The organism is Plantactinospora sp. CA-294935 (assembly GCF_050936445.1).
Classification (GTDB): domain Bacteria; phylum Actinomycetota; class Actinomycetes; order Mycobacteriales; family Micromonosporaceae; genus Plantactinospora.
Genome location: NZ_JBNJMU010000001.1, coordinates 9,058,208 through 9,076,089, shown reverse-complemented (window position 1 = coordinate 9,076,089; position 17,882 = coordinate 9,058,208). Strand labels below are relative to the sequence as shown.

Below are 17,882 nucleotides of genomic sequence, written 5' to 3'. Positions count from 1 at the left end.
GCATGAGTCGATCGGTGCACCACGTAGTCGAGGCACAGGCCGCGGCCACCCCGAAGTCGGTGGCGGTGGTCCAGGGAGGCGAGCGGGTCCGGTACGCCGAACTCGACGCGCTGGCGAACCGGTACGCCCAGCACCTGCGGGCGGCCGGAGTCGGGCCGGAGTCGGTGGTCGGGGTGCTGCTGTCCCGGGAACCGTCGCTGGTGGCCTGGCTGCTGGCGGTCTGGAAGGCCGGCGCGGCCTACGTGCCGCTGGACCCAGAACTGCCGGCGGAACGGCTCGGCTACATGCTGTCCACCGCCGGGGCGGAGCTGGTGGTGAGCGAGTCGAAGCTGGTCGGCCGGCTGGACGGGGTCTACTCCGGCCGGCACGTCCTGGCCGACCGGGACGAGCGGGAGATCGAGTCCCGGTCCGCGGAGCCGGTGTCCGGCCGGGACGACCAGCACCAGCTCGCGTACATCATCTTCACCTCCGGTTCGACGGGCCGGCCGAAGGGCGTACAGATCTCGCACCGGGCGCTGCTGAACCTGCTCTTCTCGATGCGGCGGCTGCTGGACGCCGGCACCGACGACGTCTGGCTCGCCGCGACCTCGCTCTCCTTCGACATCTCCGGGCTGGAGCTGTATCTCCCGCTGGTCACCGGCGGCCGGGTGGTGCTGGCCGACGACGACGAGGTGGGGGACAGTACCGAACTGCTCAGCCTGCTCGACCGCTTTCCGGTCACGCATGTCCAGGCGACGCCGTCGGGCTGGAAGCTGCTGCTGGACGCGGGCTTCGCGGACCGGCCGGTGGTCGCGCTGGTCGGCGGCGAGGCGCTGCCGCCGGCGCTCGCCGGTGACCTGCGCGGCCGGGTGAAGCGACTGGTCAACGTGTACGGTCCGACCGAGACCGCCATCTGGTCGACGAGCTGGGACGTGCCCGGCGAGGTCGAGGTGGTGCCGATCGGCCGGCCGATCGCGAACACCCGGACCTACGTGCTGGACCGGGATTTCCAGCCGGTCGCGCTCGGCGTCGTCGGCGAGCTGTACATCGCCGGTGACGGCGTCGCCCGGGGGTACGTCAACCGCCCGGAGTTGACCGCCGAGAAGTTCCTGCCGGAGCCGTTCGGCAAGGCCGCCGGAACCAGGATGTACCGCACCGGTGACCTGGTCCGGTACGGGCCGGACGGCAACCTGGAGTTCCTGGGCCGGGCGGACCACCAGGTGAAGATCCGGGGGCACCGGATCGAGCTGCCCGAGATCGAGGAGCGGCTGCTCGCCCATCCGAACGTCCGCAACGGTGTGGTGGTGGCCCGGGAGGACGCGGGCGGCGAGAAGTGGCTCGCCGGCTACGTCGTACCGGTGGACGGCCGGCCGATCGATCCGGCCGAGCTGCGGGACTTCCTGGCCGCGGCGCTGCCCGGCTACATGGTGCCGGCCGCGTTCGTCAACCTGGACGCGCTGCCGCTGAACTCGGCCGGCAAGGTGGACCGGCGCGCGCTGCCGGCACCGGAGCGGACCTCGTTCGGCGGCGAGCGCGAGTTCGTGGCGCCGCGCACCGAGACCGAGCGGCGGATCGCCAGGGTCTGCGTGGAGGTGCTCGGCATCGACCGGGTGGGCGTGCACGACAAGTTCTTCGACCTGGGCGCCGACTCGATGCGGATCGTGCAGCTCGTCACCGCCGCCCGGAAGGCCGGGCTGGAGGTGTCGTTGCGGATGCTCTACCAGCACGGCACCGTCGCCGAACTGGCCGTGGCCCTCGGCGCGCCGCCTCCGGCGAGTGTCCTCGTCGAACCGACCCAGCTCCTCCCGGTCATCGGACCGGTCAAGGGCAGCGCCGCGACCCCGGCCCCGGAACCGACCGCCGCCGTCGCAGAACCTGCGTCCGGTGCCCTCGCCGTGACAGAACTGGAGTCCGCCGCCGTCGCCGTCGCCGAACCTGAGCCCGTCGTCGTCGCGGACCCGGTGCCCGTCGCCGTCACCCGATCGGCCGGGTCAGCCCCGGTCACCGCCGTCCCGGCCGAACCGGTGACGGTTGCCGGCGTGCCGGTGCTGGCAACCCGGGCCGAGGCGGTTCCGGCCGGTCGGCTCGCCGCCGGGCCGTCGCCGCTGGCCACCATGGCCGAGCACCACGTGCCCGGCGCGGCCATCGCGCTGGTCCGGGCCGGCCAGGTCGCCGAGGTACGCGGCTACGGCGTACTGGTCGCCGGCGGATCCGAGCCGGTCACCCCGGAGACCCCGTTCCAGGTCGCCTCGATCAGCAAGCACGTCACCGCGCTCGGCGTACTCCGGCTGGTCGGCCAGGGGCGGCTGGAGCTGGACGCCGACGTGAACCGGTACCTGACCTCGTGGCGGGTGCCGGCCGGGCCCGGGCCGGTGACCGTACGGCACCTGCTGGCCAACCTCTCCGGCCTCTCCACCAGCCCGAACATCGGGTACGCCCCGACCGAGCCGGCACCGTCCCTGCTCGACGTGCTGTACGGCCGCCCGCCCGCGACCTCGGAGCCGGTCCGGCCCGAGCTGGCGCCGGGGGAGTCGTTCCGGAAGACCAACAGCCACTACGCGGTGCTGCAACAGGTGCTGGTCGACCTGACCGGGGAACCGTTCCCGGAGCTGATCCGCCGGCTCGTCTTCGCACCGCTGGGCATGACCGACAGCAGCTTCGACCCGGCGTTCCCGGCCGACCCGGCCCGACGGGTCGCGCTCGGTCACGACGAGCGCGGGGTACCCGTACCCGATGGCTGGCGCAACCGCCCGGCGCTGGCCGCCGGTGGTCTCTGGACGACCGCCGCGGACCTGGCCCGGGTGCTGGTCGAGATCCACCGCGCGCACCTGGGCGATGGCGAACTGCTCACCCCGGCGCTCGCCGCCGAACTGGTGGCGGTCGCCTCGTCGGGTAGCTTCTACGGTCTCGGCACGGTCGTCGACGACACCGGGCCGGACCTGGAGTTCGGGCATCCGGGCGAGACGGTCGGCTACCGGGCGATGACCCTGGGCCGGCTCCGGGCCGGTGACGGCTTCGTGGTGCTGACCAACTCCGAGTCCGGCAAGGCGGTGCAGTCGTTCGTCGCCACCGAGCTGGCCGGCTGGGCCGAGCGGCTCGGCGGCGGCGCGGAGTCGGCGGGTTACGCCGCCGCCGCAGACGGCGAGACCAAACGGATCGGGGAGCCGGCCGGCAGCGCCGGATTCGCGGCCAACGAGGCCCGGGACGCGTCGCCGGCCGCCGGCACGGCGGAGGAGGAGGCGCGGGCGGTGCGGCACCTGATCTCGATCAACGACCTGACCGACGAGGACCTGCGGTCCATCGTCGCCCGGGGGGTACGGTTCCGGTCCGGGCAGGCCCGGCGGGAACGGCCGCTCGACGGCGACGTGGTCGGCGTCTACTTCAAGCGGACCTCGACCCGGACCCGGACCGCGTTCTCCAGCGGCGCGCTGCGGCTCGGCGCGCAGATCATCGCGTACGGGCCGGACGACCTCCAGCTCAACACCGGCGAGACGCACGCCGACACCGGCAAAGTGATGTCCCGGATGCTCGACCTACTGGTGGCCCGGACCTCCGGCGACCCGGCGGAGCTGCGCCAGATGGCCGGCCAGGACCGGATGTCGGTGATCAACGCGATGACCGCCGACGAGCACCCGACCCAGGCGCTGACCGACCTGACCACCATGCTGGACCACTTCGGCCGGATCGACGGGCTGCGCGTGCTCTACGTCGGCGAGGGCAACAACAGCGCCGCCGCGCTCGCCCTGGCCCTGACCCGGTACGCCGGCACCCACCTGGAGCTGCGTACGCCACCCGGCTACGGGCTGACCGAGGAGATCACCGCGACCGCCACCGCGCAGGCGGCCCGGGGTACCGCGACGATCTGTGAACGGCACGACATGGCCGAGCTGCCCGGCGGCTTCGACGTCATCTACACCACCCGGTGGCAGACGACCGGCACCAGCAAGCCCGACCCGAACTGGCGGGAGATCTTCGCACCGTTCCAGGTCGGCGCCGGGCTGTGGGCCGGCAGCCCGGACGCGGTCTTCATGCACGACCTGCCGGCGCACCGGGGCGAGGAGGTCACCGCCGAGGTGCTGGACGGCCCGGCGAGCATCGCCTTCGAGCAGGCGGAGAACAAGCTGCACAGCGCGATGGCCGTACTCGAGTGGTGCCGTCGTGGCCCGGTCGGCGGGCCGCCGGGTACCCGCTCGTGAGCGTCGTGGAGGAGCCCGCCCCGCCAGCCGGCGGGGCGGCGCCGCGTGGTGCCCCGCCGACACCTCCTGGTGGGCCTCTGGCGCCGCCCGCTGCTGCGGCGGCGCCGTCCGAGCCGCCCTCGCCGGATGTTCCGCTGCGCCGCAACCGGGACTTCCTGCTGCTCTGGGTCGGGGCGGCCGGCACCCTGGTCGGGGCCCGGATCACCTCGATCGCGTATCCGATGCTGGTGCTCTGGTACACCGGCTCGGCCGGCGACGCGGGCCTGGTCGGTGCCGCCGCGCTGCTGCCGCACCTGCTCGTCCAGTTGCCGGCGGGTGCGTTCGTCGACCGCTGGGACCGGCGCCGGATGATGATCGTCTGCGACGTGGGTTGTCTCGTCGCCACCGGCAGCGTGGCCCTGGCCGTGCTGTTCGACCGGATCTGGGTGCCCCAGCTCATGGTCGTGGCGTTCGTGCAGACCAGCCTGAGCGTCTTCTACCAGCTCGGCGAGCGGGCCGCCGTCCGGCAGCTCGTCCCGGCCGAGCACCTGTCAACCGCGTTGACCCAGAACGAGGCCCGGGGTCGGGCCGCGGTGCTGATCGGCCAACCGGTCGGCGGGGTGCTGTTCACGGCGGCCAAGTGGGCGCCGTTCCTGTTCACCACCATCGCCCACCTCGGCTCCCTGATCGCGCTGCTGCTGATCCGCAAGCCCTTCCAACAGGCCCGTACGGAGCGGCGCGTCACGACACTGCGCGCCGACATTGCCGAGGGCGTGGCCTGGATGTGGCAACAGCGCTTCCTGCGTACCGTGCTGGGGTTCGTGGCGATCAGCAATGCCGTCTTCCAGGCGCTCACCCTGGCCCTGATGGTCATCGTCCGCAACGGTGGCGGTTCGGCCGCGGTGGTCGGCGCGGTGATCGGGGCCAGTGGCATCGGCGGGATGCTCGGCGCGCTGAGCGGCATGTGGTGGCTGCGCCGGGCCACCCTGCGGGCCCTGGTGGTGGGTGGGCTGGCCGCCTGGGCGGTGACGGTGCCGCTGATGGCGTTCACCACCAACCCGGTCCAGCTTTCGGTGATCTTCGCCGTCAACAGTTACGTCGGTGGACTGTTCAACGTGGTCGGCATGGTCTACATGGTCCGGATCACCCCGGATCCGATGATGGGCCGGGTCGGCGGGGTGGCCACGCTGCTGGCCTCGGGGTCGAACTTCCTCGGCGCGCTGGGCGGCGGGGTTCTGCTGGCCGGTGCGGGGATCCGGGCGACCGTGCTGTGGCTCAGCGCGGTGATGTCGTCGCTGGTGGTGCTCGCCGTGCTCAGCCCGGCGGTGCGGGGCATCGCCCGGACGCCGGACAACGCCCGGATGGTCCGCCGGCTCGGCCGGCACGCGGCGCCCGGCCGCAACAACCTGCCCCCGGCGGCCGGTGGCCGGACCGGGAACGGCGGCACCGGCCCGACTGTTTCCGCAGGTCAGCGGCCCAATGGCCGCAGTATCGAGAAAGTATAGATCTTGCCTGCATCCTTTAGATGGATGACGGCTGTGTCACCGACGCATTACCTTCCGATTCCCGCTACCGGTCTCCACCTTCGCGGGAGTCCCCTCGAAGGGAGAGTCCGATGGAAGGTCACCAGACCTGGAGACCGATGGAAATCGATCCGGCGGCCGCCGGGGTGGAGGCGAGCCCGCAGGGGCTGGTCGACTACCTCTCGACCACCCCGGACCTGGAGAAGCTGCTGACCGCGGAGAAGGCGCTGGTCTTCCGGGGCTTCCAGGTGACGGAGGAGACGCTCGACCCGGTCATGGACCGGCTGCTGCCCAACCGGCTGGCGTACGTGCACGGCAACTCGCCGCGCACCAAGGTGGGGAAGAACGTCTACACCTCCACCGAGTACCCGCCCGAGTTCACCATCTCGATGCACAACGAGCTGTCGTACGCCCACCAGTGGCCGTCCCGGCTGATGTTCTTCTGCCACACGGCGGCGGAGACCGGTGGCGCCACTCCGGTGGTCGACGCCGTCCGGTGGTTGGAGTCCCTGGACCCGGAGGTGCGTGCCGCGTACGCCGGTGGGGTCCGCTACACCCAGAACCTGCACGACGGTTTCGGCCTCGGCAAGAGCTGGCAGGACACCTTCGAGACCTCCGACCGGGACGAGGTCGAGGCGTTCCTCAGCAGCACCGAGGCGAGTTGGGAGTGGAAGTCCGACGGCGGGCTGCGGGTGATCCAGGACCGCCCGTCCACCACCCGGCACCCGGTCACCGGGGTCGAGGTGTGGTTCAACCAGTCCGACCAGTGGCACCCGGCGGCGCTCGGTGACGAGACCGCGAAGTCGCTGGCCGAGGTGCTGCCGCCGGACGAGCTGCCGCAGTCGGTCACCTTCGCCGACGGCACCCCGATCCCGGACGACTACGTGATCCAGGTCCGCGACCGTGGTCTGGAGAACGCCGTCGACGTCGACTGGCGGCAGGGCGACGTGCTGCTGATCGACAACGTACTGGTCGGCCACGGCCGGCGCCCGTTCACCGGACGGCGCCGGGTCCTGGTGGCCATGTCCGACTGAACCTCTTTCCGCCTCTGGCATGCGGCATGGCCGCAGTTGAGGCGCCGAGCGCGATCGCCGCGCGGTTCGGGCGGAAAGGCTCACCGAACCGCCGGGTCGTCGCGCCGAGTTGTCCAGACCGAAGGGCCGGACCATGACTCTCTCCACTACTGACACCGGAACAATGCCGCACCTGGTCACCCGCGAGTCGGCCGGCGCCGAGATCGGTGAGCTGATCCGGGCCGAGCGCGCCGGCCTGCGGAAGATCCTCAACGAGCGGGGCGCGCTGCTGCTGCGCGGCTTCTCCGTCGGCGGCGTCGACGGCTTCGACGCCGTGGTCCGCGCGCTCTCCGGCCCGCCGCTGACCTACTCGGAGCGCTCCTCGCCGCGGAGCACCATCAAGGGCCAGGTCTACACCTCGACCGACTACCCGCCGGAAGAAGAGATCTTCCTGCACAACGAGAACTCCTACCAGGCGGTGTGGCCGCTCACCCTCTACTTCTACTGCCGGCAGGCGCCGGCCACCCGGGGCGCCACCCCGCTGGCCGACATCCGCAAGGTGTACCGGGCGATCGACCCGACCATCCGCGAGGAGTTCGTCCGGCGGGGCTGGATGGTGGTGCGCAACTTCCACGGCTCGTTCGGCACCTCCTGGCAGCAGATCTTCAACACCGACGACCGGGCGGCCGTCACCGAGTACTGCGCCGGCAACGGGATCGAGACCGAGTGGCGGGACGGCGGCGGGCTGCGGACCCGGGCGATCCGCAAGCCGGTGCACACCCACCCGGTCAGCGGCGAGACGGTGTGGTTCAACCACGCGACGTTCTTCCACGTGACGACGCTGCCGAAGGACGTCCGGGAGGGGGTCCTGGAGATCTTCGACGAGGAGGACCTGCCGACGAACACCTACTACGGCGACGGGGCCCGGATCCCGGACGACGTCATCACGCACCTCCGTGACTGCTACCGGGCCGCGACCGTACGGTTCGACTGGCAGTACGACGACGTGTTGGTGGTCGACAACATGCTGGCGGCGCACGGTCGCGAGCCGTTCACCGGCCCTCGGCAGATCGCGGTGGCGATGGCGGAGCCCTCGAACGCCTGACCCCGCGAGCGGAAGCCCGCCCCGGCAGCCCCCACGGCCGCCCGGGCGGGCTTCTTGCGTGTCGTCCCCTATTTCCGGCTCTGCCCTGGCCTGTTCCGGCTGCGGATCGCCCGGTTACGGACGAGTACGTGAAACTGTCTTGTCTTCTGGATACGCGGCCGTATCCAGACGACGCCCGACTATGTTGTTTGCGTCGGCAAAGAAACGGGAAGTGTCCCGGCCGGCCGGGCCGAATGCCCTGGTGAGCGGGACATTGCGGCAATGCAGAGGAGGTTACTTTTCGGTAGTGAAGGCCTGGTCCCGATAAGCGACGGGACGTTTTCCAGATGTTTCGCTCGAAGTTCTTATCGCTGTCTCCAACCTGACTTGATTGAATATGGGTGCACCGATATTGTAGGCGGAACCGTCCGTGAGCGTTTGGGGAGACTTGGCGTCCGCGGTCGTGGCCGCTGGGAGCTGTCGCTCATTCGGTGGCCCGCCGTGGTTGGCCCTGCTTCCCCGTAGCCAACATTTTGGGGGGAAATGCGGGTGGGAATCGTGGGTTTGGTGGAGCGGATCGTCCGACACGCCGACCAGGATCCGGACCGGGAGGCTGTTGTCCTCCTCCGCTGGGACGAACGTGAAGAACGTTCGGAAATTTTGCGCTATGGCGAGCTGGACCGGGCCGCCCGGGAGCTGGCCGGTCGACTGCGGGACCGCTGTCGTCCCGGTGATCGGGCGCTACTGCTCTATCCGACCGGCCTCGAGTTCGTCAAAAGCATCGTGGGCTGTATGTATGCCGGTGTCGTCCCGGTGCCGGCACCACTGCCGGACGGCGACAAGCACCACCTCATGCGCGCCACCGGGATCGCGCTGGACTCCGATCCGCGCATTGTGCTGACCGACAGCGCGAGCCTGGTCACGGTATCCGATTGGATGAGTCAGGACGGGCTGGACGGGCTATTGTGCACCGCCACCGACCTCGCCGGGCCGGCTGCCCCGGGAGCGTGGGACGGTCCGACGCACATCAGTCCGAGTGCGCTCGCGCTGCTGCGCTACACCACGGGATCGACGAGCGATCCGAAAGGCGTAATGATCAGCCATGAGAACCTTGCGCACAACTTCGAGGTATTTCGGGACGCTTTCTCGCTGACCTCGCGGGACCGTTCCCTCGGCTGGCTGCCATTGCACGACGGCGCCGGTCTGATCGAGATACTGCTTGAGCCGCTCTATCGCGGCGCTACCACCGTACTCATGGCGGCCGATGATTTCTTCACTGATCCGGCCCGGTGGTTGAAAGCTATCGACAAATGCGATGCGCGACTCAGTTCCGCGCCCGGTTTCGCGTACCGGCTGTGCGCGCGGGAGGTGACCGACGAGCAGGTCAGAGGCCTGGACCTGGCCCGGTGGGAGCATGCCTGCGTGGGCGGCGCCGAGCCGATCGAGCCCGAGCCGCTGATCGAATTCGTCGACCGATTCGCGCCGGCCGGCTTCCGGCGCGAGGCGGTGCGGGTCGGATATCACATCACCGAGTCGACATTGTTCGTCTCCGGCACTCGGCCCGGTCAGCCACTCGCGGTGGAACGGTTCGATCCGAGCCGGCTGGAACAGAACATCCTGCTGCCGGCGGCGGCCGACGCGGCCGCGGCGAGATCACTTGTCAGCAGCGGTACGGTAAATGGTCTTGACGTCAAGATTGTCGACCCGGACACCACCGCCGTATTGCCGGACGGGCGGCTCGGCGAGATCTGGATCCGGGGCCGGAGCGTGGCCCGCGGCTACTGGCGGCGCGAGGTGGAGAGCGACCGGGTCTTCGGGGCGACCACCGCGGACGGCGAGGGCGGCTACCTGCGTACCGGTGATCTCGGAGTCTGGTCCGACGCCGAGCTGTACGTGCTGGGCCGGATGCGGGAGATGCTGGTCATCGGCGGGCGGAGCCTCTATCCGCACGACATGGAGAAGGCGGTACGCACCTCCGACACCCGCTTCGCCGACCTGACCGGCACGGTCTTCGCGGTGCCGTCGCCCCGGCAGGAGATCGTCGTCCTGCACGAGGTCCAGGCGGAGCCGGCCGACCCGGCCACGCTGTCGTCGCTGGCCCGCAGCGTCAAGGACTGGCTCAGCCGGTGCTTCGGGGTACGGGTGGCCAACGTCGCCTTCCTGCGTCCCGGCAAGGTGCGCAAGTCGCCCGGCGGCAAGGTGCAGCGGGCGCTGATGCGGGAGCTGTTCATGGCCGACGCGCTCGACCCGGTCTACGAGGACCTGGACATCGAGACGCGGCGCCGCTACCGCGCCGTCGGGCCGCCGCTCGCGGTGAGCCACGGCAAGGACTTCCGATGACGCGCGGCGGGAGGTCCTGATGTTCGGAACTCCGCCGACTCCGGCGCCGGTCGACGCCACCGAGCCGGGCATGGCCGGCCACCCGCGGTGGAGAGAGATAGAATTCCGGATCCTCGGCTCGGTCGAGGTGGTCGACTCGAGCGGTGCGGTCGAGCTCAGCGCGTCCAAGGTACGCACCGTGCTCGCCGCACTCCTGCTCGCCCGGGGGCGGGTGGTCTCCGACTCGCGACTCGCCGTCGTGCTCTGGGGCGACGACCCGCCGGTCACCGCTGCCGCGCAGATCCAGACGTACGTCTCCCGGCTGCGCGCGAAGCTCGCCCCGGACGCCGAGATCGTCCGGCAGCGTCCCGGATACGTGCTGCGGGTCGCGCCCGACCGGTTCGACCTGGTGCGCTTCGAGCAGTTGGCGGCCCGCGGCCGGGACGCCCTCGCGGAGGGCCGGCCGGCCGACGCCGCCGAGGCGCTGCGGGGTGCACTCGCGCTGTGGCGCGGTCCGGCCCTCGCCGGGGTGACCGAATACCTCAGCGACGCGGAGCGGCCCCGCCTGGAGGAGGCGCGGCTGGCCGCGCTCGGCGACCGGATCGACGCCGAACTGGCGCTCGGCCAGCACGGCCGGCTGGTCGTCGAACTGACCGGGCTGGTCGCCGCGGACCCGCTGCGCGAGCAGTTGCGCGGCCAGCTGATGCTGACGCTCTACCGCTGCGGCCGGCAGGCGGACGCGCTGGCCAGTTACCAGGACTACCGGCACCTGCTCGCCGAGGAACTCGGCATCGACCCGGGGCGCGAGCTACAGGACCTGCACAAGTCGATCCTGGCCGCCGAGGCGTCGCTCACCCTGCCGGCGCCGGAGGCCCGGGTGACCGTCCGGCGTACCCCGGCCGAGCCGCTGCCGGCCCGGCTCCCCCCGGACGTGGCGGACTTCACCGGCCGGGACCGGGAGGCCGCCCAGGTGGTCGCGCTGCTGCGTACCCGGCCGGACAACGGTGGGCGGCGGCTCGCCTGCGTGATCGGCGGGATGGCCGGGCTGGGCAAGACCGCCCTGGCGATCCACGTCGGCCACCTGCTGCGGTCCTCGTACCCGGACGGGCAGATCTACCTCGACCTGCGCGGTGCCGGACCGCAGCCGGCGGATCCCGTCGACCTGCTCGGCACCATCCTGCGGGCGCTCGGGACGGAGGCGTCGGAGATCCCGCCGTCGATGGCCGACCGGGTGCAGCTCTACCAGAGCCGGCTGGCCGGGCGCCGGGTGCTGGTACTCCTCGACAACGCCGCCAGCGAGCAGCAGGTACGCCCGCTGTTGCCGGAGAGTCCGACCTGCGCCGCGATGGTGACCAGCCGGGCCCGACTGGCGGCGCTGGAGGGCGTACCCCTGATCGACCTGGACGTCCTCGAACACCAGCAGGCGCTGGAGCTGCTTTCCAAGATCGTAGGTGCCGCCCGGGTGGCCGCCGAGCCGGAGTCCGCGGTACGCATCGTCGAGCTCTGCGGCCACCTGCCGCTCGGCGTACGCATCGCCGGTGCCCGGCTCACCGCGAAGCCGCACTGGCGGCTGGCCCGGCTCGCCGACCGGCTCTCCAGCCAGCGTCGCCGGCTGGACGAACTCCGGATCGGCGACCTGGAGGTCCGGGCCAGCGTGGCGTTGAGCCTGCAGGGCCTGGGCGAGCCGGCCCGGCGCGCCTTCCGGCTGCTGGCCCTGCTGGACGCGCCCCGGTTCGCCATCTGGACCGCCGCGGTGCTGCTCGACGTCACCCTCGCCACCGCGCGGGAGTTGCTGGAGCAACTGGTCGACGCCCGGCTCCTGGACGTCGTCCAGGTCGACGGTTCGAGTCAGGCCCGCTACTTCTTCCACGACCTGGTCCGGGCGCTCGCCCTGGAACAGGCCGCCGACGAGGAGACGGCCGACGAGCGGTACGCGGCGCTGGACCGGACGTTCGGCAGCCGTTCCGACCCGGGCGGCAAGGAGAACGGGTGACCGCCCGGCCCCCGACCGGGAGACTCCACCGAGGGAAAGGGCTGCACCGGTGAGCACGTACGGCAGGGTCACGAACGACTGGTTCCTCCGCTTCGGAGCCGCGCCCCGGGCCACGGTCCGGCTGGTCTGCTTTCCGCACGCGGGCGGCGGGGCGGCCGGGTACCGGCGCTGGGCGGATCTCGTCCCGGAATCGATCGAGGTGGTCGCGGTCCAGTACCCCGGCCGGCAGAACCGGTACGGCGAGCCGATCATCGACGACATGACCGTACTGGCCGACGAGATCGTCGCGGCGGTCGAGCGTGAACTGGCCGGGCCGGTGGTGTTCTTCGGGCACAGCATGGGTGCCGTGGTCGCCTTCGAGGTGGCCCGCCGGCTGCGCGGCTGCGACTCGCTGACGGTACGCCGGCTCTTCGTGTCGGCCGGTCCGGCGCCGTCGGCCCGACGCTCGCTCGGGGTGCACCTGCGCGACGACGACGGGGTGGTCGCGTACCTCCGGGAACTGGGCGGCGGCGGTGCGGAGCTACTGGAACTCGACGAGATCCGGGAGTTGACGCTGCCGATGGTCCGGGGCGACCTGCGGCTGATCGAGACCTACCGGTACGTGGCCGGCGAGCCGCTGAACTGCCCGGTCACCGCGATCGTCGGGGACCGGGACCACACCTTCACCACTGCCGACGCGCGTCGCTGGGTGGTGCACACCAACGCCGGGCTCGACGTGCACTCGCTGCCCGGAGGTCACTTCTATCTCGACGACCAGACGGACCGGCTGGTGCCGCTGCTGGTCGAGCGGATCCTGCCTCGGTAGCGCGGCCGGGCCGGTGCCCGGGCGACCCCCGGTCCGTCCCGGTGTGCCGGGGCGGACCGGTCGGGGAATGAACCTCTGTCAACCTGAACAGCGCGGCCCGCGCGCCGACTCTCACCTGCGGCCATCGTGGACCGCAAGGGGAGGTTGAAAAGGTTCACCGCTCACCGCTGCCGTCGCCGTCGTCGCGGGGGAGATATCGGCGTACCCGGATGCCGTGGCCGTGTGCGCGGATGCCGTCCGCGGCGGCGATGGCCGCGACGGGATCGGTGAGGAAGTCGAGCGCGACCGCGGTGTCACCCTCGATGCGGCTGCGCATCCGCTCCAGCCCCTCGGGGGTGCTCGACGCCACGGCGTCCAGTTTGGCCAGTGCCGCCGCCCGGAGTCGGTAGTCGTTCTCCACCTCGACGACGACCTCGGACACCACCACGTAGCGCTGGGTCCGGGTGGAAGGGCTGAGTTCGCGGTCCATCTCTTCCTTCACGGTCCTGAGCATAGTCGTACCTTTCATGCGCAGAAACCCTCATTGATCCCTCGTCAAGCAAGTTTAATTACTTACGGGGTTCCGGCGCAGTTTAGGGGTCTTCCTGTATGGACCTGGAGTGAGAATGCGACTACCCTGCGGGAGGTGTTCCGTCTCCGGGCCCGAAGGTCCTCCCCGGCCGGAGCTGACCCGGACCGACGGTCGCTAACCGCTCCCGCTGGACTTATCGCGGGCTCGACCGGCAGGCTGATGTGATGTCGGACGTCGTGGTGCTGGGCGCGGGGGTGGTCGGGCTGACCACCGCGGTACGGCTGGCCGAGGCCGGTGCCCGGGTGGCGGTGCTGACCGCCGACGAGCCGGCCGACACGGTCTCCCGGGTCGCCGCCGCGGTCTGGTACCCGACCCGGACCAGTGGCGATCCCCGGGTGCTGGGCTGGGCTGGGCGCACCTTCGAGGTGCTCGCCGGGCACGCCCGGCAGGCGGTGCCGGGCGTGGTGATGCGGCCGACCCGGATGCTGCTGCGCGAGCCGGTGACCGGGGACCCGTGGTGGGCCCCGGCGGTGCCCGACTTCCGGGCCGTCGCACCCCCGGACGGGTACGCCGGACAGTGGCGGTTCACCGTGCCGACCGTCGAGATGGGCCCGTACCTGGCCTGGCTGGTCGACCGGCTCGCTCGGCTGGCGGTGCCGGTGCGCCGGCACCGGGTGGACCGGCTCGCCGACGTGCCCGCGATCGCGGCCGAGGTGTGGCCGTCGGCGCGCCGGCCGCCGCTGGTCGTCAACGCGACCGGGCTGGCCGCCGGCAAACTCGCCGACGACCCGGCCGTGCACCCGATCCGGGGCCGGATCGTGCTGGTCGGCAACCCCGGCCTGACCACCTCGGTACGCGACGAGGGGAACCCCGCCGGCATCACCTACGTACACCCGCGCAGCCGGGACGTGGTGCTGGGCGGCACCTTCGAGCCGTACCGGACGGAGACCGGGCCGGACGAGGAAGCCGGCGCGGCGATCCTGGCCCGGTGCGTCGCGCTGGTCCCGGAGCTGGCCGGAGCGCCGGTGCTCGGGCAGCTCGCCGGGCTGCGTCCCGGCCGGCTCGGCGGGGCCCGGCTGGCCGAGGACGTGTCCGGGCTGGCCGGATCGGCCCGGCTGGTCCACAACTACGGGCACGGCGGTGCCGGAGTCACCCTGGGCTGGGGCTGTGCCGACGAGGTGGTGGCGCTGGTCGTCGGCCAGACGCCATGATCATCGAACCCTTTCCACCTCCCCTTACGTCGCGGTGGACCGCGAGGGTCGGTTCCGGGTCCCAGCGTTCCGTGACCGTGGGGTTCAGCGGAGGGTCGCGGAGACCCCGCCCCGGGCGATGGTCCGGGCCATCAGTTCGTGCAGCGGCTCCGGGCGGCCCAGGTGGTATCCCTGACCCCGGTCGACGCCGAGTTCGCGCAGTACCGGCACCAGTTCGGGCCGGTCGATGTGCTCGGCGACCGTCCGCATCCCGAGCCCGTGCGCGGCCCGCACCACCGCGTCGATCAGGATCGGGTCGGAGCCGCCGTGGTCGGCCTGCCGGACGAACTCACCCGCGATCTTGACCGCGCTGAACGGCAGGTGCTTGAGGTAGACGAAGGAGCCGTAGCCGGCGCCGAAGTCGTCCAGGCTGAACCGGCAGCCGGCCGAGGTGAGCGTGGAGGCCAGCCGGCGGGCGGCGGCCAGGTTGGCGATGGCGGTGGTCTCGGTGATCTCCAGGCCGAGCTGGGTCGCCGGTACGCCCGCGGCGGCCAGCGTGCCGACCACCCAGTCACCGAAGCTCGGATCCTCCAGCGAGCGGCTGGAGATGTTGACGTCCAGCCGCAGCTCCACCCCGGCCGCCCGGGCCGCGGCGAGTGCTCCGGTGGCGGTCTCCACCACCCAGCGGTCCAGCTCGTAGATCATGTCGCCGCGCTCCAGCGCCGGCAGGAAGTCGCCGGGGCCGATCTGCCGGCGATGGTTGTCGCGTACCCGCATCAGCAGCTCGTAGCTGCGCACCTGGTCGTCGCCGAGGTCGATGATCGGCTGGGCGTCGAGCTGCAACTGGCCGGTGTCCAGCGCCCGGCGTACCCGGGAGACCAGGTCGACCCGCTGGGCGGCCAGCCGTTGCTGCTCCGGCGCGAAGAGCCGGGCCCGGTTGCGGCCCTCGCCCTTGGCCTGGTAGAGCGCCAGGTCGGCGTGGGCGAGCAGCAGGGTGTCGTCGTCGGCGGTGTCCAGCGGGGCGGCGCCGATGCTCAGCGTCACCCGCAGCGGCTCGCCGCGCACCGCGAGCGGGGTACGGGCGACCAGGTCGCAGAGCCCGGCCCCGATCGCGAGTGCCCGGTCGGCGTCGCAGTCCGGCAGCAGGACGGCGAACTCGTCCCCGCCCAGCCGGCCGAGTACCGCCTCGGCGGGCAGGTGGTTGGGGAGCAGCCGGGCCAGCAGCCGGAGCACCTCGTCGCCGATGGCGTGCCCGCGCAGGTCGTTGATGTCCTTGAAGTTGTCGATGTCGATCAGGAGCAGTGCGGCCGCCGCCGGGCCGCCGGCAGCGGTCAGCTCGCTCATCCGGGCGGTCAGGGCCCGCCGGTTCGGCAGCCCGGTCAGCGGATCGTGCTCGGCCAGGTACGCCAGCTCGTCCTGGACCTGCCGGATCTCGGTGATGTCGTGTGCGGTGCCGAGCATCCGCAACGGCCGGCCGGAGTCGTCGGTGAAGACCTCGCCGTAGCACTCCAGGACGCGCATCTGCCGGCTGTTCGCCAGGTACATCCGGTGGGTGTAGGTGAACGAGTTGGCCTCCCGGATCGCCCGGTCCAGCGTCGCCTCGATCATTTCGAGGTCGTCCGGGTGGATCATCTTCCGGTAGGTCGGGTAGTCGAGCGCGGTCTCCGGGGCCAGCCCGATCATCGCCTTCAGGGTGGGTGACCACACCACCTGGTCGGTGGGGAGGTGCCACTCCCAGGTGCCGACCCGGGCCAACTGCTCGATGTGGGCCAGCCGCCAGGCGTAGTCGTCGGCGCGGCGCCGGTCGGCGCGCTGCTCGGTGACGTCGGCCAGCTCGTACACCAACTGGCCGTCCGGCTCCGGTTCGGCGCGTGGCAGCGGCGGCAACCGCCGACACGTCACCCGCAGGTGCCGGACCGCGCCGTCGACGGTCGGGCAGCGCAGCTCGACCGGCGGTCCGTCCGGGGTCGCGGCGCCGAACGGCAGCGAGCCGATGTCCGCGCCGATCAGCTGGCCGAGTCGCTGGGCCGCCCGGTTGTACCAGGTCACCTCGCCGTTCTCGGCGGTGGTCAGCAGGGCGGTGGAGGTGGTGTCGAGCACCGCGGCGGGCACACTGGACGGCAGTGCGGGCACTGGGCCTCCCGTAGAGATCGACCGGATCCGGTGCAGGGGACGCGGGACGTGCACGGTCGGCCGTGACGGCGCACTGAGTGTACGGAGGCCGGAGCCCCACGGCCAACGCCCCTACGCCGACAGCCCTCGATCTTGACCAGGCCGGGGCGGGGGCTCAGGGGGATCCGGGGGCGTCCCGCCGGACGATCGCGACGGCCACCCGGCAGAACTCGTCCATGTCCGGGGTGAATCCGTCGGCGATGTCCGGATGCAGCCCCGCCCGGGTCTCGTCGAGCAGCCGGCGGCAGACCTCCTCGACCGGTTCGCCGGCATAGTCGGCCCGGACCCGGTCGATTGCCGCGCGCAGCGCGGAGCCGAGCTGCTCCTCCAGCGGTCCGCGCAGGTGCTGCCGCGCCGGGTCGAGCCCGGTGGGGTCGAGCGTGACGTGTGGCTCCGACATGACCGCTCCCTTCGTCGCCGGTGCCGTCGCCCGCCGGTCCCCGTCACCCGTCGGTCGCGGACGGCGTACCCAGCCGGAGGTGGCGGTCAAACCGGGGCCGGGGTACCGCTTCCGGCGTCCCGCCCTCCGCCGGCGGCGCCCGGCGTCCGGCTCACACCACGGGCGGCAGGCTGCTCACCCGGACCAGGTACGACATCTCCTCGGCCGGCTCCTCCCGGTACGAGACCCGCTGGATCTGCCGGTCGTCCACGTAGAGTGCGACATCGGCGAGTACGCCGAGGTGGGCGAGGCCGATGTCGGTGGCCCGCTTCTTGTCCTGGAGCACGGCGCCGATCCCGCCGATCAGGGTCGCCGCGTCGGAGGTGCGTCGACCCGGTGGGCAGCGCAGCACGATCTCCAGGGCGACCGGTTCGGTCAACGCGGTCCAGCCGCTGCGCTGCGCCGCGGCGCAGGCGGCCTGGAGCAGCGTACGGACCCGGGCGGCCTGCCGGTGCCCGGCCGCGAAGATCGACAGCGCCTCGGTCTTGACCGGTGGTGGCCCGCTGACCTCGAAGGACAGGGTGAGCGCCCGGGTGTTCCGCACGGCGGCACCTCCTCTTGCAGACGATCCTGCCCAAGGATCGCGGGGACGGGGGCGCGTTTCGCCTATCGGAACCTGCCGCTCCGGACGGCCCGGCCCGGGCCGCGCCGGTCGGGCGACGTGGCAGGTCCACCGGGC

Annotated in this window: 12 protein-coding genes and 1 pseudogene; 9 read left to right on the top strand and 4 right to left on the bottom strand. The window is 71.9% G+C overall.

The genetic code is table 11. The features are described from left to right. Window positions 1-2: 2 nt before the first annotated feature. From ACQEVC_RS39470 to ACQEVC_RS39435, 8 genes and pseudogenes are all read left to right on the top strand, one after another. Window positions 3-3,011 (top strand): annotated as a pseudogene (locus ACQEVC_RS39470) (non-ribosomal peptide synthetase); the annotation flags it as partial. Between the two features lie 216 nt (window positions 3,012-3,227). Further along, a complete protein-coding gene (locus ACQEVC_RS39465; protein WP_432891959.1) occupies window positions 3,228-4,175 on the top strand; it encodes an ornithine carbamoyltransferase in 948 nt (315 codons plus the stop codon). Beyond that, the gene (locus tag ACQEVC_RS39460; RefSeq protein ID WP_432888651.1) at window positions 4,172-5,659 is read left to right on the top strand and encodes an MFS transporter; all 1,488 of its coding nucleotides are present in this window, start codon (window positions 4,172-4,174) and stop codon (window positions 5,657-5,659) included. The genes ACQEVC_RS39465 and ACQEVC_RS39460 overlap by 4 nt, the downstream gene beginning before the upstream one ends. Before the next feature lie 137 nt (window positions 5,660-5,796). After that, window positions 5,797-6,711 carry a TauD/TfdA family dioxygenase gene (locus ACQEVC_RS39455; RefSeq protein ID WP_432888649.1) on the top strand — a complete coding sequence of 305 codons (915 nt, stop codon included), beginning with the start codon at window positions 5,797-5,799 and terminating at the stop codon, window positions 6,709-6,711. A gap of 133 nt (window positions 6,712-6,844) precedes the next feature. Further along, window positions 6,845-7,795 (top strand): TauD/TfdA family dioxygenase, encoded by a 951-nt coding sequence (locus ACQEVC_RS39450; protein ID WP_432888647.1) that lies wholly within the window; start codon window positions 6,845-6,847, stop codon window positions 7,793-7,795. Window positions 7,796-8,323: 528 nt separating this feature from the next. Continuing rightward, entirely contained in the window at window positions 8,324-10,114 is a 1,791-nt protein-coding gene (locus tag ACQEVC_RS39445; RefSeq protein ID WP_432888645.1) for a fatty acyl-AMP ligase, read from the top strand. Window positions 10,115-10,133: 19 nt separating this feature from the next. Continuing rightward, window positions 10,134-12,086 (top strand): BTAD domain-containing putative transcriptional regulator, encoded by a 1,953-nt coding sequence (locus ACQEVC_RS39440; RefSeq protein ID WP_432888643.1) that lies wholly within the window; start codon window positions 10,134-10,136, stop codon window positions 12,084-12,086. Window positions 12,087-12,135: 49 nt separating this feature from the next. After that, entirely contained in the window at window positions 12,136-12,891 is a 756-nt protein-coding gene (locus ACQEVC_RS39435; RefSeq protein WP_432888641.1) for a thioesterase II family protein, read from the top strand. A 154-nt stretch (window positions 12,892-13,045) separates the two neighbouring features. Here the strand turns inward: ACQEVC_RS39435 and ACQEVC_RS39430 are convergent, their stop codons facing one another. Then, window positions 13,046-13,372 carry a hypothetical protein gene (locus ACQEVC_RS39430; RefSeq protein WP_432888639.1) on the bottom strand — a complete coding sequence of 109 codons (327 nt, stop codon included), beginning with the start codon at window positions 13,370-13,372 and terminating at the stop codon, window positions 13,046-13,048. 254 nt (window positions 13,373-13,626) lie between these two features. On the opposite strand from ACQEVC_RS39430, the gene ACQEVC_RS39425 reads away from it, so the two are divergent. Continuing rightward, window positions 13,627-14,613, top strand: coding sequence for an FAD-dependent oxidoreductase (locus ACQEVC_RS39425; protein WP_432888637.1), 987 nt, complete (start codon window positions 13,627-13,629; stop codon window positions 14,611-14,613). Window positions 14,614-14,697: 84 nt separating this feature from the next. Here the strand turns inward: ACQEVC_RS39425 and ACQEVC_RS39420 are convergent, their stop codons facing one another. From ACQEVC_RS39420 to ACQEVC_RS39410, 3 genes are all read right to left on the bottom strand, one after another. Continuing rightward, entirely contained in the window at window positions 14,698-16,725 is a 2,028-nt protein-coding gene (locus tag ACQEVC_RS39420; protein WP_432888635.1) for a putative bifunctional diguanylate cyclase/phosphodiesterase, read from the bottom strand. 154 nt (window positions 16,726-16,879) lie between these two features. Continuing rightward, window positions 16,880-17,164 (bottom strand): hypothetical protein, encoded by a 285-nt coding sequence (locus tag ACQEVC_RS39415; RefSeq protein ID WP_432888634.1) that lies wholly within the window; start codon window positions 17,162-17,164, stop codon window positions 16,880-16,882. Between the two features lie 151 nt (window positions 17,165-17,315). Continuing rightward, window positions 17,316-17,747 (bottom strand): hypothetical protein, encoded by a 432-nt coding sequence (locus ACQEVC_RS39410; RefSeq protein WP_432888632.1) that lies wholly within the window; start codon window positions 17,745-17,747, stop codon window positions 17,316-17,318. Window positions 17,748-17,882 lie beyond the last annotated feature (135 nt).